This window comes from Flagellimonas aquimarina (assembly GCF_003149745.1).
Lineage (GTDB): Bacteria > Bacteroidota > Bacteroidia > Flavobacteriales > Flavobacteriaceae > Flagellimonas > Flagellimonas aquimarina.
The window spans coordinates 16009-36973 of record NZ_QGEG01000001.1 but is presented as its reverse complement, the minus strand read 5'-3'; the positions used below and the strand labels follow the sequence as shown (position 1 = coordinate 36973).

Below are 20965 nucleotides of genomic sequence, written 5' to 3'. Positions count from 1 at the left end.
CTAGTTTGAAAAGAGGGGCAATACCAATACTTAAATCTTCAAGATTTAAGCATTTTTTCTTTTTTATATGTTTTCTGATAGCCACCAACCTAAAGGGCCAGGAGACCAATGAGCAAGTTCAGGATTCGGTAAAAACCGGAGTTGCACTTGGCCGGTTGATATTGGAAAATCCAGATAGCATTATTGCTAAATATTCTTACGACCCCAAACTAGATCGGTATATCTACACAGAAAGTGTAGGTGATTTTGATATAAGCTACCCCATAATTCTCACTCCGGATCAATATTTTGAGCTCGTTCGAAAAGAACGGATGAAGACTTACTTTCAAGAAAAAATAGATGCCTTCACAGGAAAAAAAGAAGGAAGTCAAGAAGCCAGAAAGAATTTGTTGCCAAATTTTTATGTGAACAGTAGTTTCTTTGAATCAATTTTTGGGGGAAATACAATTGAAGTAATACCGCAAGGTTCTGTGGCCATGGACTTGGGAGTCCTGTGGCAAAAAAATGATAATCCTGCGCTTTCCCCTAGGAACCGGACCAATCTTTCTTTTGATTTTGATCAAAGAATAAGCTTAAGTCTTTTGGGAAAAGTGGGAGAACGTCTTCAAGTAACCGCCAACTACGATACAGAAGCTACTTTTGATTTTCAGAACTTGGTAAAAATAGATTACACTCCAACTGAAGATGATATTCTACGTAAGATAGAAATTGGTAATGTAAATATGCCCCTGAACAGTTCTTTGATAACAGGTGCGCAAAGCCTTTTTGGGGTTAAAACCCAATTACAATTTGGAAAAACCACTGTTACTGCAGTATTTTCGGAACAGCGTTCACAGAACAACACCGTAGTTGCCCAAGGAGGTGGTACGGTAAACGAATTTGCCTTGACTGCCTTGGATTATGATGAAGACAAGCACTTTTTCTTAGCGCAATACTTTAGGGATAATTACGATCGCGCATTAACAAACTACCCTTTTATTCAAAGTCAGGTCCAGATTACCAGATTGGAAGTCTGGGTGACCAACCGTAACCAACAGACATTAAATGTTAGGAATGTGGTTGCAATCCAGGATTTAGGGGAAGTTGAATTGGGAGTGGACGGAAGAGAAATTACTAGGATTGGTAAAGAAGGTAATGCACCGGGAGGATTCTTTAATGTTCTGCAACCTGGAGCTTTACCACAAAATGGTGCAAATGATTTTGATCCTGCGTTAATTGGAAATGGGGGGCAATTAACAACTGCAATTAGAGATATAGCAACAGTGGAGACAGGGTTTAATGTTGAAGCAAATCAAGGTTTTGATTATGCTATATTGGAAAATGCCAGAAAACTTGAACAAGGAAGAGATTATCAGTTTGATACACAATTAGGGTACATTTCCTTAAACCAGCGTCTTAGTAATGATGAAGTATTGGGTGTGGCTTTTCAGTACACCATTAATGGCGAAGTGTTCCAAGTAGGAGAATTTGCCAACGGAGGAGTGGATGCCACAACGGTTTCAGGAGGGGTAAACCCAATTATAGAAAACAACACCCTTATTCTAAAATTGCTTAAAAGTAATATTACCAATGTGGATGATCCAATTTGGGATTTGATGATGAAGAACATCTATGCCACGGGAGCTTTTCAATTGAGTGAAGAAGATTTTAAGCTAAATATTCTATATTCTGACCCTACACCAAGAAACTACATAACACCGGTAGATCCAAATGTGGGTTGGCCAGCGGGTTACGAAGAACGTATTCTTATAGACATTTTCAACCTAGATAGATTGAATGTGTACAATGATGTGCAGCCCGGTGGAGACGGTTTCTTTGATTACGTGCCTGGAATTACCGTAGATACCCAATCCGGACGTATTATTTTCACTAAGGTAGAGCCCTTTGGAGAGTTTCTTTTTGAAGAATTGGGTGGCGGAACCTATGATGTGGAAAACGACCAAGGTTATAACGTCAATCAGCAGCGTTATGTATTCCGCAATATGTATGCAAAGACTAAAGCGGCTTCTTTGCAAGACGCGGAGAAGAACCGTTTTCAACTTAAAGGACGTTATAAATCACAAGGAAACAATGGAATACCAATAGGAGCATTTAACGTGCCTAGAGGTTCAGTTAGGGTAACTGCAGGTGGTCGTCAATTGCAAGAAGGAATAGATTATACTGTAAATTACCAAGCAGGTACTGTTCAGATTTTAGACCCTAGTTTGGCAGCTTCGAATACTCCAATAAATATTTCAGTTGAGAATAATGCGGTTTTTGGCCAACAGACTAGACGATTTACAGGAATAAACGTGGAACATAAATTCAATGAGAATTTTGTGTTGGGAGGTACGCTTTTGAATTTGAACGAAAGACCATTAACACAAAAATCGAATTTTGGTGTTGAACCGGTTAACAATACCATTTTTGGATTGAACGGGAACTTTAGTACCGAGATACCATTTTTAACAAGACTAGCAAACAAATTACCGAACATAGATACAGATGTTCCCTCCAATTTATCGGTAAGGGGAGAAATTGCGTTCTTAAAACCCAATTCTCCAAAGAATGCAGATTTCCAAGGAGAAACCACAACGTATTTAGATGATTTTGAAGGTGCGCAGGCCTTGATTGATATTCGTTCGTCCTTAGGATGGACCTTGGCGAGCCCACCTGTAGAGTTTTTAGAAGATCGAACAGATATTGGAGTAGGCTTTGAAAGGGCAAAAATGGCTTGGTATACGATTGACCCAATTTTCTATACCAACCAAAGGCCTTCAGGAATGTCAGATAATGATATTTCGTTAAACTCAACACGTAGGGTTTTTATCGATGAGGTTTTTGCCGAGACAGATATTGCACAAGGTCAAACTCAGGTGCAGGGTACTTTGGATTTGGTGTATTACCCTAACGAAAAAGGACCCTATAACGCTAATCCAAGCTTTGAAACTGAGACACCAGACGACAAATGGGCGGGTATTATGCGTCCGTTAAGCAGCACTAACTTTGAACAATCCAATGTTGAATTTGTTCAATTTTGGGTTTTAGACCCCTATGTGGATGGTGAGACGAACAATGCGAACGCTGGTGAATTGGTATTGAATTTAGGAAACATCTCCGAAGACATTTTGAGGGATGGAAGAAAGCAGTATGAAAATGGATTGCCTGCAAGTACCAACACTGAAATTCCTAGAACCACTATTTGGGGAGAAGTGCCATCAACACAATCTTTGGTTTATGCTTTTGATGCAGATGAAGCAAATAGGGTGTTGCAAGATATTGGACTGGACGGTTTGGATGATGCCGAAGAGCAAGGCATTTATAATGGGCCCAGTGAAGACCCCGCTTTGGATAACTATCAATATTATCTAAATAGAGAAGGTGGTATTTTAGAGCGCTATTTAGACTTCAATAATACAGATGGTAACTCACCAGTAGCAGTAAGCAATACCAATAGAGGGTCAACAACTCTTCCAGATGTAGAAGATATTGATAGGGATTTAACCATGAACACGGTTAACAGCTATTATGAATATCGTATTCAAATTGGACCCAATACAACCATCGATGATCAATATGTAACGGATATTAGGGAGGGACTTACCCCAGATCTTCCTAACGGTACCCAATTGAACAGAAGATGGATACAATATAAAATTCCATTAAGCGACTTTACAGATGCCGTTGGAGGAATAACAGATTTTCGTTCCATAAGTTTCATGCGAATGTATCTTACTGGGTTTACAGGTGATATAGCCCTGCGTTTTGCTACTCTGGACCTTGTTCGTGGAGACTGGAGAACCTATACCAATTCTTTGCAACCAGATATTGATAATGACCCTTCTGATGATGGAACGGTAACAGATGTTAATACGGTTAATATAGAAGAGAATTTTGGTAGACAGCCCATACCATACGTGTTGCCCCCTGGCGTGGTAAGAGAGCAATTGAACAACAATAACACCATTATAAGACAGAATGAGCAATCATTGTCTTTTGTAGTGGAAAATCTAGAATCTGAAGATTCAAGGGGTGTTTTCAAAAATGTAAATATCGATGTGAGGCAATACGAACGTATTAAAATGTTCATGCACGCAGAAAAGATATTAAATGGGGATTACTCGGATGATGACACGCCCTTGGTTGGTTTCCTTCGAATAGGGACGGATTTCTCAGAGAACTTTTATCAAATAGAATTGCCACTTCAGTTTACATCCTTCAATGTAACATCCCCAGATGAAATTTGGCCAGATGTAAATGAGATAGATATTGATCTAAGTGATTTGAACAAAGTAAAATCCAGAGGGATTGCAGAGCAGACGCTAAATGATATAAACTACTACGAAATTGTAGATGGAGAAGCTGTTTTGGTAGATGAATTTGCACCAAGAACACTGGGGAGATTGCGCATTGGAATCCGCGGTAATCCATCATTGGGAAGCATTCGTGGAATGATGGTGGGTGTTAAAAATATAGATGACTTACCAGCAAGGGGAGAAGTTTGGTTTAATGAGCTGCGTTTGGCGGGCTTGGATAACAATGGAGGATGGGCAGCAATTGCCGCTTTGGATGCAAACATGGCAGATTTTGCAAATGTTACCGCAACAGGAAGTAGAAGTACTTCTGGTTTTGGCTCTATTGACCAAATGCCAAACGAGCGTTCAAGAGAAGATGCAATTTCTTATGACGTGGTTACCAACGTAAATGTGGGCCAGTTGTTTCCAAAAAAATGGGGACTTCAGCTTCCGTTCAACTACGGTATTTCAGAAAGTTTGATTACGCCAGAATTTGACCCTGTTTATGATGATTTAAAGTTGGACGACCGTATTGCGGCCGCAACAACGCCCGAAGATGCGGAAACCATTCAAAAACAAGCTGAAGATTACACGAAAAGGACGAGTATCAACCTTATTGGTGTTCGTAAAAATAGAAGTGATGAGGCCGAGGAGAACTTTTTTGATATTGAAAACTTCACATTTAATTATTCATATAACGAAACCAATCACAGAGATTTTGAAGTAGCGGATTTACGCGACCAAAATGTAACCACGGGTTTTGTTTACAACCATAATTTTAAACCTGCTCCGGTAGCGCCATTTGTTAAAAAAGATTCATTGTTTATGAGTAAATACTGGCAATGGCTAAAAGAGCTTAACTTTAATTTATTGCCTACCAGTCTTTCGGTAAACGCCAACTATAACCGTTCATTTAACCAACAGCGATTTAGAGATGTGTTGGAACCTGGGGTAGATGCTTTGGAATTGCCATTGCTTCAACAGCGTAATTATCTTTTTAACTGGCAATATGCATTAAACTATAGTATTTCAAAATCGTTGCGATTGAATCTGACGGCATCCAATAACAATATTGTGCGTAATTACTTTAATGTGGATGATGATTCTGACTCTGGAATTAATCAAGCATTGGATTTATGGGACGGATTTTTTGATATTGGTGAACCCAACAGGCATTCCCAACAAATGCAGTTGAACTACGAATTGCCGTTTAGCAAGTTCCCATTTTTAAATTTTATCAATGCCCAGTATACCTACACAAGTAATTTTGACTGGCAAAGAGGGGGAGATGCGCTGAATGAGGTTGTGCAACTAGAAAACCCTGGAGAGCAAATTAATACGATTCAAAATGCCAACACACATAATCTAACCGCTAATTTGACCATGCAGCGTTTTTATGACTTTCTTGGACTTAAAAAGAAAGATGGAAAAGTGACTGCAACTCAATCAAGGATAAGACGCGATAAGGCAGGTAACCCAGCATCTGAAGATGAAAAGCCACCTAAGAAGACAAGCAAGGCTTTTAATACTTTGGTCGATATTGTGACCATGGTAAAACGGGTCAATGTAAACTATAGCGAAAATAGTGGTAAAGTGCTTCCGGGCTATACACAATCTATTGGCTTTATAGGAACTACCAGACCTACATTGGGGTTTGTTTTTGGAAGTCAGGCAGATGTTCGTTTTGAAGCAGCAAGAAATGGTTGGTTAACAACATTCACAGAGTTCAATTCCCAATACATGCAGAATTCGAACAAACAATTGAACATAACGGCTACAGCACAACCAACACAGGACTTGACCATAGATTTTACTGCGGACAGACAATTATCCAACAGCTATCAAGAGAATTTTCAAGTAAACGATTTAGGAAGCGGACAGTTTGAATATGAAAATTTATTAGGAAACACTTTCGGAAACTTTAGCATATCCACAATAATGATTGGAACCGTTTTCAACAAAAGTGATGAATTCGATTCCGAGACCTTTGATAAATTCAAAGAGAACAGAATTACGATTGCCAACAGATTGGTTTCCGATAGAGGACAAAACCCAGGCACCTTGGACGCGGACGGATTCCCAGAACGTTACGGGAAAACACAGCAAGAAGTATTGCTGCCAGCCTTTTTTGCAGCTTATACAGGGCAGGATGTAAATCGTGTTAACCTTGATGCTTTCCGAGAAATACCAATTCCTAACTGGAATATCAAGTATACAGGTTTGATGAAAAACAGATGGTTCAAAAAGAAATTCAAACGTTTCTCATTGAGTCATGGTTATCGTGCTGCATATAGCATCAACTCTTTTCAAACCAATTTAGAGCGGGAGAATACAACAACCGATCCTGAAACAGGTGACTTTCTTCCAGAGAACATTATAAATAATGTTGTGCTTACCGATCAGTTCAATCCATTAATGCGAGTTGATTTTGAGATGAAGAATTCCTTTAGCTTTCTTGCTGAGGTGAGAACGGATAGAACATTATCCTTAAGTTTTGATAATAATCTGCTTACAGAAATTAATGGAAAGGAATATACTTTGGGATTGGGTTACCGTTTTAAAGATGTAAAATTCGTCACCAATATTGGCGGTGAAAAAACAAGACTGAAAGGTGACCTAAACCTTAAAGCTGATTTATCCCTTAGAGACAATATTACTATAATCCGAAACTTGGACATAGATAACAATCAGATTACATCAGGCCAACAATTGATGTCCATCAAATTCACGGCGGACTACGCCTTGAGCAAGAGTTTGAATGCATTGTTCTTTTATGATCATTCATTTTCACAATTTGCGGTATCCACCGCATTTCCCCAAACCACCATTAATACAGGGTTTACGCTTAGATATAACTTCGGGAACTAACCTTTCCTTATCAAAAGATCATTTTGTAAATACACAGATTTTGTTTTCAAGTTTACTTGAAAAGCAGTTACCGATCCTTTACATTTGTGACCTGACTAATACAAATTAAACAATGAACATACCAGCAGAATTGAAGTACACTAAGGATCACGAATGGATTAAAATTGATGGGGATATCGCAACAGTGGGCATTACGGACTTCGCCCAAGGAGAGTTAGGTGATATAGTTTATGTAGAAGTTGAAACCTTGGATGAAACTTTAGAAAAAGATGAGGTTTTTGGTACGGTGGAAGCAGTAAAGACGGTTTCTGACCTGTTTTTACCTCTTAGTGGTGAGATTGTGGAATTTAATGAAGCCTTGGAAGATGAGCCAGAAAAGGTAAATACCGATCCATATGGGGAAGGCTGGATGATAAAAATAAAGGTAAGTGACACTTCTGAAGTTGACACTTTAATGAGTGATGAAGATTATAAAGCATTGATTGGTGCTTAAAAAGCATATGTTCACCTTATTGTTTATAAGCTGGGTATTGTTTATTACAATGCTCAGCTTATTTTCTTTTTCTGGATTGGATACAGGCACAATAAATATTCCTTATGCGGATAAAATCACGCATTTTTCATTTTATTTAATTTTTGCCGTTTTGGGTTGTATGTTTATAAGAGAACGAACACAAGGTGAGACCAATCTTGGTAAAGCTCTTGTAATAATGTTGTTTTCTGCCATTTTATATGGCATATTTATTGAGGTGTTACAATACATGATTACTGCAAATCGTATGGCTGAATTTGGTGATATTTTGGCCAATACATTAGGAGCGTTTGTAGGAGTTGGCTTAATTAAATGGTATTTTTCTAAAGAAAGGCCGTTAAAATGGAAAATTTAATTGCTTATTTAACCAATTAATAATTAAATTAGCAAACACTAAAATTAAAACGATGGAACTAAAAAAGAATCCAAAAGCAGACGTAGGAAAAAACAGTTCGCTCTATTTTGTAATAGGGTTGGCCGCTGTTTTGGGGTTGGTTTATGGAGCCATGGAGTGGAAAAAATATGATAAATCCAATGAATACGATATTTCAATGAATATTGAAGATCAGTTGGATGAAGAGGTGCCAATGACGGAGCAGATTAAAACTCCACCACCACCACCACCACCAGCTGCACCAGAAATCATAGAGGTTGTTGAAGATGAAGAAGAAGTTGAAGAAACCGTAATCGAATCAACAGAGACCAGTCAGGAAGAGGAAGTAATGGAAGTTGAAGAGGTTGAAGTTGAGGAAATTGATGAAGATATTTCGGTTCCTTTTGCTGTAATTGAAGATGTGCCTGTTTTCCCAGGTTGTGAAGGTGCAAGCAATAAAAAACAATGTTTTCAGGATATGATGCAAAAGCATATCCGTAAAAACTTCCGTTATCCAGAGATTGCTCAAGAAATGGGTGTTCAAGGAAGGGTGAACGTTATTTTCGTTATCCAAAAAGACGGTAGTATCGGTAATATTAGAATGCGTGGACCAGACAAAAATTTAGAGAAAGAAGCGTTACGTATTATCAACAAGCTTCCTAAAATGACACCTGGAAAGCAGAGAGGTAGAGCTGTAAAAGTTCCTTTTAGTATTCCAATTACATTTAAGCTTCAATAAAATATTATATTCCTATCGAGGTGGGAATAGAAAAAGCCCTAGCGGAAACGTTAGGGCTTTTTTTGTTTTTATAACATCATCATTTACCGAGTCTCAGATTTTGCTTAGAGTTGGTATTGTGATTGGAAATTTAAGCAGAGCAAGATACTGTCATCAAACAACAAGTGCTTAATTAGAACTCAAACTTGTATAAACTGTCTCCCGCATCTTTTCGCCATTAATGTAACCATTACCATGTGTGGAATCGTATTTGGACAATAAGGCAGTATTGGTTTTTACAACTTCCAAAGATTTTCCGGCAGTGAGTTCTTTTTGAATAATTCCTCTAATATCTTCAAGCATGGTCACATACACTTCCAACTCAGCTTTATTGGATGGCCTCCCGTGACCGGGAATTATTTTGGTGTTTTCATCAATGACAAGAAGTGCCTTTCTATGAGCTGCAATATAACCATCAATACTTCCACCACTTTTTAAATCTATATATGGGTAGCGTCCAGAAAAGTATGTATCGCCCATGTGCAGTACATTTTCGTTTACAAAATAGATCATGGCGTCCCCATCGGTATGGGCGTTATGTACATGAAAAGCCATAATGGTCTCATCCCCATCATAAAAGGTAAGGTCCTCAGAGAACGTAATTTCTGGAAGGTTTTTTTCATAATCTTCCCGGCTTATCTTTTTAGCCACCAAGTTTTGCTGTCCTTTGTCTTGCAATCGCTTTCGAACATTATCTTGGGCCACCAAAGTTGTGACTTTTATATTAAAATTCACGTTCCCACCAGTATGATCACCATGCATATGGGTATTTACCAAATAGGTGATGGGTTTGTCTGTTAGAGTGGCGATGGTAGCTTTGATTTTTTTGCTAAGGGGGGCAAATTGATCATCTACCATAAATACTTTATCGTTCCCAACGTAAATTCCAATATTGCCTCCCCTCCCAGTAAGCATATATACTTTTTTGCTTAGGGTGTCTACTGTGATGGAAACCTCTTGGTCTTGAGATTGCACTAAAAGTGTAAAAAGAAATAAGAAAGGCAAAAATAGGCTTCGGTTCATGGTTATTATTTTGAATTAGCTTTAAATAAGACGCAATGATGCTTCAAAAATAACATAAAGACAGTCAATAGGTTGGAAAAGATGTATGCTGACGTTATCTTTGCCAGCCAATACAAAATGTGGATGAAGACTGCCGTAGGTTCCGTAAAAAGTACGTCCTGGTCCTTGATTTTTACCGATTTTAAGGAAATCACTAAAGCCAAACTGGCTATCAGTGTGGTTTTTTCATCTTTAGCTGGGTATTTTTTAGGAGCTTATCAAATAGAATGGATTTCACTGCTTTTGTTGGCGTTTGGCGGTTATTGTATGGTTGGAGCTTCCAATGCATACAATCAGGTTATTGAAAAAGATTTGGATGCGTTGATGAACCGCACTAAAAATCGACCTATTCCATCTGGCCGCATGTCTGTCAATACTGCGATGGTGGTTGCCATAGCTTTAACCATCCTTGGTGTTGTTGCGTTGTACTTGTTAAGTCCTAAAACGGCCATGTTTGGGGCCATATCAATATTTCTTTATACCAGTGTATATACTCCACTAAAAACAAAAACACCACTTTCGGTTTTTGTTGGTGCCTTTCCAGGGGCTATCCCCTTTATGTTGGGTTGGGTGGCGGCAACAGATGATTTTGGGATTGAGCCGGGAACTTTGTTCATGATTCAGTTTTTTTGGCAATTTCCTCATTTTTGGGCTTTGGGTTGGATGTTGGATGAAGATTATAAACGAGGGGGCTTTAAAATGCTGCCTACAGGAAAAAAGGATGCAGGAACGGCATTGCAGATTATATTGTACACCATTTGGATGATTGTAATCTCCATAATGCCCGCTTTTGGTTTTACGGGAAGGTTGCATTTGTCCATACCAGCAGCTGTTATTGTATTGCTATCCGGTTTGGTGATGTTGTTTTTTGCTTTTAAGCTCTATGAGAAAAGAGATAATGTTTCTGCAAGAAGATTAATGCTGGCCAGTGTAACTTATATTTCGCTGATTCAGGTGGTTTATGTTATTGATAAGTTTGTTAATTAGAAGAATATGGATTTGACCCAAGGGAGTATAGAGGAGAAAAAAAGGCGTGCAAAGAAGATGATGCTCTGGTTTGGTATTGTGAGTCTGATCATGGGTTTTGCAGGTTGGACCAGTGCATACATTGTAAGTAGTAAAAGAGATGATTGGATCAGTGATCTGGAACTGCCCCAAGCTTTTTTTATAAGTACCGCCATAATTATCCTAAGCAGTCTAACTTATCTATTGGCCAAGTTGGCGGTGGGGAAAAACAATCAAAAACAAGGAACTATATTTTTATTGATAACGCTGGCACTGGGAATCTCTTTTATTGTGCTGCAATTTGTAGGGTTTTCCCAAATGTTGGAAAATGGATATTATTTTACGGGACCTACCAGCAGCATTAAAATGTCCTATGTTTTTTTAATCGCTGCAGTTCATATAGTCCATGTGGTTGCAGGGTTAATCTCGTTGCTCGTGGTTTTGGCACAACAGTTAAGAGGAAAGTATATGCCCAATAATATGTTGGGAATGGAGTTAGGTGCCACATTTTGGCATTTTTTAGATTTTCTTTGGGTGTATTTGATACTATTCATGTATTTCGTAAAATAAATATTAAGAGAAATAGTTTTCATTCAACTTTATCTTTTTGAATACGCCAAAAAATGTAAATTTGTGAAAGTTTTATTAAAACGACCTTTTTTATGGATACAACGGTAACAACCGGTACAGAAGATAGCGTTTGGGGAGGCGGAAATCGTCCGCTAAATGCTAGTTATGGAAAAATGATGATGTGGTTTTTTATTGTCTCAGATGCCTTGACCTTTTCTGGTTTCTTGGTTTCTTACGGCTTTTCTAGGTTTAAGTTTATAGAAACATGGCCTATTGCCGATGAGGTTTTTACCCACGTACCTTTCTTTCATGGCAATTTCCCTATGTATTATGTGGCGTTTATGACGTTTATTTTGATTATGTCCTCGGTGACCATGGTGCTTGCTGTGGATGCAGGGCATAAAATGCTGCAAAAGAAGGTTATCTTTTATATGTTCCTTACAATTATTGGGGGAGCAATTTTCGTGGGCTCACAAGCTTGGGAATGGGCAACCTTTATAAAAGGAGATTACGGAGCTCTAGAAACCAAAGGAGGTAGAATACTTCAGTTTGTAAATGCAGAAACGGGCGAACGTGCTGCATTACGGGATTTCTCAACGGAATTGCCAGAAGATAGGATAAAACATGAGAAAAATGCTGGGATTTGGTATCAAGCAGATGGTTATACAACATCCTTTTCTCTTAATGAAGTAATTGAAGGTTTTAAGGCAAGCCCGAACATTTTGATTCGTACAGAGACCATTAACGAAGAAGGGGAAAAAACGTTATTGACTCGTCAAGAGTCCTTGGCCAAGCTCAAAAATGCCACACAAGTAGTGGAAGGGGCAAACCTTATCCATAATGAATATGGAAGTAGACTGTTTGCAGACTTTTTCTTTTTCATTACTGGTTTTCACGGCTTTCACGTATTTTCAGGTGTACTGATCAATATCATCATATTTTTTAATGTGATTTTAGGCACTTATGAAAAAAGAGGACACTATGAGATGGTAGAGAAAGTTGGTCTGTACTGGCACTTTGTGGATTTAGTATGGGTATTTGTATTTACATTCTTTTATTTGGTATAAAATTTAATTTTCACTTCCATAAAAATGGAGGTCAAGACATAAACTTTTTAAATGGCACACGAGCATAAACTGGAAATTTTTAGAGGACTGGTAAAATTCAAGTCAAACATCCAAAAGATTTGGGGTGTACTTATTTTTCTAACTATAGTAACAGCGGTAGAAGTTGGTCTGGGTATTACAAAGCCAGAATTCTTGACCAAAAACTACTTTTTGGGAATGAAACTCCTTAACTGGATTTTCATCATCCTTACTTTAGTTAAAGCTTATTACATTGCTTGGGACTTTATGCACCTAAGAGATGAAAAAAGTGCTTTGAGAAGAGCTATTGTGTGGACTCCAATTTTCTTGGTTTGTTATTTGATATTCATATTGCTGTTTGAAGCAGATTACATTTATAACGTATTTAAAGAAGGCTTCCTAGCTTGGAACTTCTAAGAAAGTATTAACAGTGATAAAAGACGGTTTCTTGACCGTCTTTTATTTTTGTACTATAAAATTAAAATGAAAAAGGCCTTTGTTTTAGTTGTTTTGTTCATATTCCCTCTAGTGGCCTATTTGTTCTTTGCTTCTGGTGTCAATAACTTTGGAAAGTTGCCTGTGCTTACAGAGAATATTCCCAATGTATCTCAGATTGATAATGCGGTAAATCTGAATGATAAGATTACTATTTTGGGCTTTATGGGGGGTGAAATAGAGCAGAAAAAAGGAAATGCTTTTAACCTGAATCAGAAAATTTATAAGCGCTTCAAGGATTTCAAAGATTTTCAAATTGTAATGGTTGTTCTAGATGGAACTGAGGATAAAGTCAAATCCTTAAAGGACGAACTTGGAACACTTTCAAATGTTGAAAAATGGAATTTTGCATATGGCAATGAAGCTGAGGTAAAGACCTTCTTCCATGGGTTGAAGACCAATTTGTCCTTAGATGAAAATTTGTCTACACCTTATGTGTTCATAGTTGATAAAAACAGAAACCTTAGAGGGCGCAATGATGACGAAGATGAAGAAATCAAATATGGCTTTAATACAACCTCCGTTGCAGAACTCAATAATAAAATGGAAGACGATGTTAAGATAATTCTTGCAGAATATCGTCTAGCTTTAAAGAAAAACAATGCCAACAGGAGCAAATAGCAAAAAGAAATATACTTACATCTGGGTATCCTTTATCATTCTAATATTTGGAATCATTTTTATCCCAAGAATCGTAAATCAATTAAAGAGCGGTTCTGTAATTAAGAAAGACCGAATGAGTGTTGGTTCCCTTAAAAATAGTGTGGGATTTATAGTTAATAATGGCCAAAAGAGAAAGGTCCCTGCCTTTTCATTCTTAAACCAAGACAGTTTACTTATCTCAGACAAAGATTATTTAGGGAAGGTTTATGTTGTTGAGTTTTTCTTTACCACATGCCCTACCATTTGTCCAATAATGACAAAAAATTTGGTAGAACTTCAAAACACATTTAATGATTATGAGGATTTTGGAGTTGCATCTTTTACCATTAATCCGAGATACGATGCCCCAACGGTTTTAAAAAAATATGCACAACGTTATGGAATAACTGACATGGATTGGCATTTAATGACCGGTGATAGAGATGAGATTTATAGGTTGGCCCAAGAAGGTTTTTATATTGTCGCAAATGAGGTTGAAGATGCTCCTGGAGGTTTTGAACATTCAGGAATGTTCGCATTAGTTGACAAGCAAGGATACATCCGCTCTAGAGATGATGAAAATGGAAATCCACTAATATACTACCGCGGAACAATTACAGAAAAACAAGCCGTGAGCGCTGAAGGTGAACCGCAGCAGATTACAATGTTAAAGGAGGATATTAAAAAATTATTATTAGAAGAATGAAAAAAAATATTTCTGCCAAGGAAAAGCGTTTAAATATTTGGATTGCAATAATATCCATTGCTATCCCTTTGGAGGTATTAATATTATTCAGCTATAAGATTCCTAATATTGAACCACTATCTTTTTTACCACCAATTTATGCAACCATAAATGGAATTACAGCTGTCTTGTTGGTTTTGGCAATTGTGGCAATTAAAAAGGGCAAATACGGATTACATTATAAACTTATGACCACCTGTGTGGCGCTTTCGGTATTGTTCTTGGTTATGTACGTAGCTTACCACATGACTTCAGAAAGCACCTCATTTGGAGGGGAGGGAGTGATAAGATACATTTATTATTTTATTCTCATAACCCATATTCTACTTTCCATTTCTGTCATTCCTTTGGTGCTGATTACTTATTCTAAAGCATATTTAGAAAATTATGACGCCCACAAGTTATGGGCTAGATACACTTTTCCAGTATGGTTGTATGTTGCTATAACAGGTGTTGTTGTCTACTTAATGATTTCTCCATATTATCTACACTAAAGTTCCATATGAAAGCTAGATTTTCCATACTGCTCATTGTTTTGCTAGTACTTCCGTACACGGGGGATGCACAATGTGCTATGTGCAGAGCTGTTGTGGAAAGCGAGGCAGATGGAAAAATTGCGGAGGGAATTAACAATGGCATTGTTTACCTAATGGCCATTCCCTATGTTTTGGTTGCCGGACTTTTTTATTTTATCTACAAAAAGATGCGTAATTAAGATATTTTTAAAATTTTAACATTTTTTTTGACGTTGAAGTGTAACAATTGGATGTAGATGATGTCATATAGAAGTACGTTCGCGTATTTCATCAATCATCAAACACCAACCATTATGTTCGACATTGAAAGGTGGCAAGAAATATTTGACACCATCCGAAAGAACAAATTGCGTACTTTTCTTACCGGGCTATCCGTGGCCTCTGGTATTTTTATACTAGTTATTTTACTGGGTTTTGGGCAGGGAATGCAGAATGGCATTGAAAAGGAATTCAAGCAAGATGCCACCACTAGTGTATGGGCATGGCCTGGAGTTACAGCAAAAGAACATATGGGTTTAAACCCAGGGAGAAGAATCCGGTTTAAGAATAACGACTATGAGATGGCAGGTCGTTTGTTCAAAGACAAAATTGAGTATGAATCCCCAAGAGTTTTTGTGCGGAACGTGAATATAGTCTATGGCAATGAGGCTTTGGTCTATGGCATACAAGGGGTCTCTTCCGAATTTCAGTTTATTGAAGGTTTTAGCACGGCAGAAGGACGCTTTATAAATTACAAGGATGAAGTTTCACTGGGGAAAGTTGCGATCATAGGAAAAAAAATAAAAGAAGATGTCTTCAGTAAAGTTGAGACCCCTGTGGGGGAATCAATTGATATTTCCGGAATCAGATTCACCATAATAGGAGTGTTCAATGAGCAAAACGAAAGAGAAGAAGAAAGAATCTATATTCCCATAACAACAGCGCAGCGGGTTTTTAATGGTGATGACAAACTTAATACATTGTCATATACACTTCCACCAGTTGAAAATTTTGAAGAGGCAGTTGCACAGGCAATAGCTTTCAAAGATAATTTAAGAGATTACCTTAAAGAGGAACACATTGTAGCGCCACAAGACGATTCTGGTGTAAGAGTTTGGAGCGCAATGGAAGAAGCAAAGCGATACTATGGCATAACCGGCAACATGAAACTTTTTTTCTGGTTTGTTGGTGTCTGTACCATTATAGCAGGGGTAGTAGGGGTAAGCAATATTATGCTTATTGTAGTTAAAGAACGGACAAGGGAAATTGGAATAAGAAAAGCGCTTGGTGCTAAACCTTGGTCAATCGTTGGCATGATTTTACATGAATCTATTTTTGTGACCTCAATTTCAGGCTTTACAGGGCTTATTTTTAGTATGACCTTACTTGAAGTAGTTGGGCCACATGTTGAAATTGATTACATAGTCAATCCTTCGGTCAACTTCAATGTTGCATTTTCCACGGTAATGGTACTTATTCTTGCAGGAACCCTAGCTGGGTTCGTACCAGCATGGAGAGCCGCCAAAGTTCAGGTAATAGAATCTTTAAGAGATGAATAAAATGTTCTTCCAAAACAGAAAAGAAAACAATGTTCAATAAAGATAGATGGAGAGAAATCTTGGAGGTTCTCACCAGCAACGTTGGGAGAACCATATTAACAGCATTTGGGGTTTGCTGGGGTATTTTTATTCTAATAGTATTATTGGCGGCCGGAAAAGGTTTTGAAAACGGTATAAGAAAAGATTTTGGTGATATTGCCACCAATACCATGTTTATGTGGACCCGAAGTACCACAAAAGCGTATGAAGGCCTACCCAAAGGCAGAAGTTTTGAATTCAAAGTAAACGATGTTCAGGCAATTTGGGACAATGTGCCCAACCTTAAGTTTATATCCCCTAGAAACCAACTAGGAGGCTTTAGAGGCGGCGGAAATGTGACCAGGGGGATTCATGTTGGTGCTTATAATATTTATGGCGATTATCCAGAAATTATCAATCAGGATCCGATGACAGTCACTTCTGGACGTTTTCTAAACCATAATGATATTAAGGAGAAAAGAAAAGTGGCCATCATTGGTCAAGGGGTTAAGTCTGAGCTCTATGAAAAAGATGAAGAGGTGCTGGGGTCTTATATAAAGATTCAAGGAGTTAATTTTATGGTAATAGGTACCTATAAGAAAAACAACAATGATGGTGATGGAGAAGAAGCACAAAAAGAAATCTTTGTGCCGTTCACTTCTTTTTCACAAGCTTTTAATAGAGGAGAGGATGTAGGTTGGATGGCCATAACAGCGCATGACGGAAGTTCTATTTCGCAGCTTAAGGAAAGTATTGTTGATGAAATGCGCAAAAGACATAAGGTGCATCCAGAAGATAATAGGGCAATAGGTTATTTTGACCTGTATGAACAGTTTAATAGGGTGGAGAGTCTATTTTTTGGACTAAAGGCCATAGCATATCTTGTTGGTATTATGGTATTGCTTTCAGGAATTATTGGGGTTAGTAACATCATGCTCATTGTTGTAAAGGAGCGTACAAAGGAAATTGGCATTCGGAGGGCTTTGGGGGAACAACCCATGTCCATTAAGAAACAAATATTGATGGAATCCATTTTCCTTACCATCATCTCTGGAATGACAGGTATTATTTTTGGTGCATTGGTCATCTATGGAATCAATTCCCTATTGGATAGTGTAGGGCCAGTAGATATGTTCGTTAACCCAAGTGTAAGTGTAGGAGTGGTAAGTGGAGCACTGATGATATTAATGATTTCAGGTTTGCTGGCAGGATTTATACCTGCCCAAAGTGCTATTCGTGTGCGTCCTATTGAAGCCTTAAGAACAGAGTAAAAAATAAAGTCAGTCAAAATAAACTATATCAATCAAAATGAAAAAGTCAGTAACCATTATCATTCTGTTGCTCATCGTTGTAGTATTCGGGGGCTCAATGTATTATTTGTACCAAAAGAACTCAGAAGACCCAGTAGTATATGAGACAGAAAAACTTAGCAAACAAAATATTGTAAAAAAAGCCGTTGCGACCGGTAGTATTCTTCCTTTGGAAGAGGTGCTGATCAAACCAAACATTTCTGGTGTCATAGAAGAAATATATGTGGAAGGCGGAGACTATGTTAAATCCGGAGATCTGTTGGCCAAGATTAAGGTCGTGCCTAATCTAAATGCATTAAATGATGCTAGGAATAGCATTGATGAGGCTAAAATCAATTTAGATGATCAGAAAAGAAACTATGAACGTCAGTTGACACTTTTTAACAAAGGTGTAATTTCAAAAGCAGATTTGGAACGTGCCCAAGTAACCTACGATCAGGCAAAGCAGTCGTATGGAGCGGCGAACAAGCGTTTTGATATTGTGAACACAGGAACCACAAGTGGTTTTAGAAATGCAGCCAATACATTGATTCGCTCTACTGTAAGTGGTATGGTGCTCGAAGTTCCTGTTGAAGTGGGAAATCAGGTAATCGAAAGCAACAATTTTAATGAGGGAACTACGATTGCGGCCATTGCGGATGTGGAAAAAATGATTTTTGAGGGTAAGGTAGATGAATCCGAAGTGGGGAAAATCAAGGAAGATTTGCCTTTAGAGATTACGGTAGGGGCTATTGAAGATCAAGTATTTAATGCGGTACTGGATTACATTGCACCAAAAGGGAAAGAGGAAAATGGAGCTATACAATTTGAAATAAAAGGAACATTGAAGAAGCAGGATTCTGTATTCATACGCGCAGGTCTTAGTGCAAACGCCTCCATTATTTTAGCCCGCGCCGATAGTGTTTTGGCCCTAAAAGAAGCTCTTGTCCAGTTTGACGGTGAAACCAAAAAACCATTTGTTGAAATAGAAACGTCAGAACAACAATTTGAGCGCAAGGATATAGAATTGGGCATAAGCGATGGTATTTTTGTAGAGGTAAAATCAGGCCTCGATGCGGAAGCAAAGATCAAAGTCTGGAATGCAATAGAAGACGAAGAAAACGCCAATTAATCATTTAACATAAAATTTCAATTAATCTTGTAACATTTTAACAACTTGTAAGTCTTATTACAGGAGTTAATATGCCAGATAGCTAACATCACCAATCATGATAGAAATCAAAGATCTTCACAAATCCTATAAAATGGGAAGCAATTCCCTTCATGTTTTAAAGGGAATCAATTTTACGGCAGAAGCAGGAGAGCTTGTGGCCATTATGGGGTCTTCTGGGTCAGGAAAATCCACCTTGCTTAATATTTTAGGCATGCTGGATGGGGCAGATAGCGGTGAGTATATTTTAGATGGTGTTCCTATCAAAGACTTGACTGAAACAAAAGCTGCCCAATACCGAAACAAATTTTTAGGTTTTGTTTTTCAATCATTTAATCTTATTAATTATAAATCTGCTCTTGAGAATGTAGCCCTTCCATTATATTATCAAAAGGTAGCAAGGAAGGAACGCCAAGAGAAAGCATTGAATTATTTAGATAGAGTTGGGTTAAAAGAGTGGGCAACACATTTACCAAGCGAGCTATCCGGTGGACAAAAACAGCGGGTTGCAATTGCGCGTGCTATGGCTGCGGAACCTAAGGTGCTTTTGGCAGATGAGCCAACAGGTGCCCTGGATAGTAAAACGTCTTATGAGGTTATGGATTTAATCCAGAAAATTAATGATGATGGCAATACTATTCTGGTAGTCACCCATGAGGAGGATATCGCCCATATGTGTAAAAGGATTGTACACCTTAAAGATGGTGTTATAGTGGAAGATAAAAAGATAGAACAAGTTAGGGCAGAACAATATGTTTGATCGGGATATTTGGCAAGAGATATTTCATACGCTTAAGAATAATAAGCTTAGGACTTTTTTGACCGGTTTTTCCGTGGGTTGGGCAATCTTTATTCTTGTTATGCTATTGGCATCAGTCAATGGTATGCAAAACGGTTTTACCAATCAGTTTAATGATGATGCTACAAATACCATTTTTGTAAGGCCAGGTACAACTTCTAAGGCCTATGCTGGTTTTGAAAAAGACCGCCGTATTCAGTTTGAAAATGATGATTACCAATATATTAAACAGAGTTTTCCAAAGGAGATAGAGCAAATTAGTGCAAGGTATTTTGCTAATACAAACGCTAGATACAAAAGCGAGACGGGTTCATACCCTTTTCAGGGGGTGCATGCTGATTTTCAGGTTATTGAAAAGACAATAATAACCAAGGGGAGGTATTTTAATAATATCGATGTTTTAAATAAGGCTAAAGTTGCTATCATAGGAAGAAAAGTAAAAGAAGACCTATTCAATAAAGAAGATGCTGTTGGAAAATTTGTTGAATTTAATGGACTTCCTTTTAGAATAATTGGAATATTCACCGATGAAGGTGATGACAATGCGGAACGCCGTATTTATGCCCCAATAACCACACTTCAGCGCAATTATGGAAATACCAATAACATTAATCAAATAGCATTAACCTATAATTCTTCATATGATTTAACGGAAGCACTTGAATTTTCGCAACGTCTAGAGGATATTATGAAAAGGAGACACAAGATATCGCCTGAAGATCAAGCCGGAATAAATGTTTGGAACTACGCAGAAGCCTTTGATAACATTAGCAGTTTTTCATCAGTCTTAAATGCAATCAGTATTGGCGTGGGCTTTTTGATATTGATAGCTGGAATCGTTGGTATTGGTAATATTATGGTTTTTACCATTAAAGAAAGAACAAAGGAAATTGGTGTGAGGAAAGCTTTGGGGGCTATGCCTAAACAGATAATCAATTTAGTGCTTTTAGAGTCTACATTTATAACCGCACTATCTGGGTTTATCGGTTTAATTTTCGCCTGGATAATTTTATCCCTAATCGGTCCCACAATAAATACCCCGGCATTTAGTAACCCTTCAGTCAGTCTGTCCACGGTTATTACAGCGACAATCATTTTAATTGTTGCTGGGGTTTTAGCAGGTTTGATACCTGCAATTAAGGCAGCAAATGTTAAACCAATTGTAGCATTAAGCGATAAGTAAGT

The 20965-nt window shown here is 37.9% G+C and carries 18 protein-coding genes; 17 read left to right on the top strand and 1 reads right to left on the bottom strand.

What is annotated here, in order from left to right:
• Positions 1-5 precede the first annotated feature (5 nt).
• From sov to DKG77_RS00150, 4 genes are all read left to right on the top strand, one after another.
• Positions 6-7142: a T9SS outer membrane translocon Sov/SprA gene (gene sov, locus DKG77_RS00165; protein WP_109659041.1), complete on the top strand. Its 7137-nt coding sequence runs from the start codon at positions 6-8 to the stop codon at positions 7140-7142.
• Positions 7143-7254: 112 nt separating this feature from the next.
• Complete coding sequence (gene gcvH / locus DKG77_RS00160; protein ID WP_109659039.1) at positions 7255-7635, top strand: glycine cleavage system protein GcvH; 381 nt, start codon at positions 7255-7257, stop codon at positions 7633-7635.
• Entirely contained in the window at positions 7628-8029 is a 402-nt protein-coding gene (locus tag DKG77_RS00155; protein ID WP_165819315.1) for a VanZ family protein, read from the top strand. Before gcvH ends, DKG77_RS00155 begins: the two co-directional genes overlap by 8 nt.
• A gap of 52 nt (positions 8030-8081) precedes the next feature.
• A complete protein-coding gene (locus tag DKG77_RS00150) occupies positions 8082-8786 on the top strand; it encodes an energy transducer TonB (protein ID WP_109659035.1) in 705 nt (234 codons plus the stop codon).
• A 168-nt stretch (positions 8787-8954) separates the two neighbouring features.
• On the opposite strand, the gene DKG77_RS00145 is transcribed toward DKG77_RS00150, so the two are convergent.
• The gene (locus DKG77_RS00145; protein WP_109659033.1) at positions 8955-9848 is read right to left on the bottom strand and encodes an MBL fold metallo-hydrolase; all 894 of its coding nucleotides are present in this window, start codon (positions 9846-9848) and stop codon (positions 8955-8957) included.
• A gap of 123 nt (positions 9849-9971) precedes the next feature.
• Between DKG77_RS00145 and cyoE the strand changes: the two genes are divergently transcribed.
• The 13 genes from cyoE to DKG77_RS00080 all read left to right on the top strand — a co-directional run bounded on the left by cyoE (position 9972) and on the right by DKG77_RS00080 (position 20963).
• Positions 9972-10874, top strand: a complete 903-nt coding sequence (gene cyoE, locus DKG77_RS00140; RefSeq protein ID WP_109659031.1) for a heme o synthase — start codon at positions 9972-9974, stop codon at positions 10872-10874.
• Between the two features lie 6 nt (positions 10875-10880).
• Positions 10881-11462, top strand: a complete 582-nt coding sequence (locus DKG77_RS00135; RefSeq protein ID WP_109659029.1) for a cytochrome c oxidase subunit 3 — start codon at positions 10881-10883, stop codon at positions 11460-11462.
• Positions 11463-11554: 92 nt separating this feature from the next.
• The gene (locus tag DKG77_RS00130; protein WP_109659027.1) at positions 11555-12529 is read left to right on the top strand and encodes a cytochrome c oxidase subunit 3; all 975 of its coding nucleotides are present in this window, start codon (positions 11555-11557) and stop codon (positions 12527-12529) included.
• A 51-nt stretch (positions 12530-12580) separates the two neighbouring features.
• Positions 12581-12964, top strand: coding sequence for a cytochrome C oxidase subunit IV family protein (locus DKG77_RS00125; RefSeq protein ID WP_109659025.1), 384 nt, complete (start codon positions 12581-12583; stop codon positions 12962-12964).
• A gap of 66 nt (positions 12965-13030) precedes the next feature.
• On the top strand, positions 13031-13663 hold the full coding sequence (locus DKG77_RS00120; protein ID WP_109659023.1) for a hypothetical protein: 633 nt from the start codon (positions 13031-13033) through the stop codon (positions 13661-13663).
• A complete protein-coding gene (locus DKG77_RS00115; protein WP_109659021.1) occupies positions 13644-14390 on the top strand; it encodes an SCO family protein in 747 nt (248 codons plus the stop codon). Before DKG77_RS00120 ends, DKG77_RS00115 begins: the two co-directional genes overlap by 20 nt.
• A complete protein-coding gene (locus DKG77_RS00110; protein ID WP_109659019.1) occupies positions 14387-14923 on the top strand; it encodes a DUF420 domain-containing protein in 537 nt (178 codons plus the stop codon). The genes DKG77_RS00115 and DKG77_RS00110 overlap by 4 nt, the downstream gene beginning before the upstream one ends.
• A gap of 8 nt (positions 14924-14931) precedes the next feature.
• Entirely contained in the window at positions 14932-15144 is a 213-nt protein-coding gene (locus tag DKG77_RS00105) for a hypothetical protein (RefSeq protein ID WP_109659017.1), read from the top strand.
• Between the two features lie 114 nt (positions 15145-15258).
• The gene (locus DKG77_RS00100) at positions 15259-16503 is read left to right on the top strand and encodes an ABC transporter permease (protein ID WP_109659015.1); all 1245 of its coding nucleotides are present in this window, start codon (positions 15259-15261) and stop codon (positions 16501-16503) included.
• A 29-nt stretch (positions 16504-16532) separates the two neighbouring features.
• Positions 16533-17792 carry an ABC transporter permease gene (locus DKG77_RS00095; protein WP_109659013.1) on the top strand — a complete coding sequence of 420 codons (1260 nt, stop codon included), beginning with the start codon at positions 16533-16535 and terminating at the stop codon, positions 17790-17792.
• A 37-nt stretch (positions 17793-17829) separates the two neighbouring features.
• Positions 17830-18942 (top strand): efflux RND transporter periplasmic adaptor subunit, encoded by a 1113-nt coding sequence (locus tag DKG77_RS00090; RefSeq protein ID WP_109659011.1) that lies wholly within the window; start codon positions 17830-17832, stop codon positions 18940-18942.
• A 97-nt stretch (positions 18943-19039) separates the two neighbouring features.
• On the top strand, positions 19040-19741 hold the full coding sequence (locus DKG77_RS00085) for an ABC transporter ATP-binding protein (protein ID WP_109659009.1): 702 nt from the start codon (positions 19040-19042) through the stop codon (positions 19739-19741).
• Positions 19734-20963: an ABC transporter permease gene (locus DKG77_RS00080; RefSeq protein ID WP_109659007.1), complete on the top strand. Its 1230-nt coding sequence runs from the start codon at positions 19734-19736 to the stop codon at positions 20961-20963. Before DKG77_RS00085 ends, DKG77_RS00080 begins: the two co-directional genes overlap by 8 nt.
• Positions 20964-20965 lie beyond the last annotated feature (2 nt).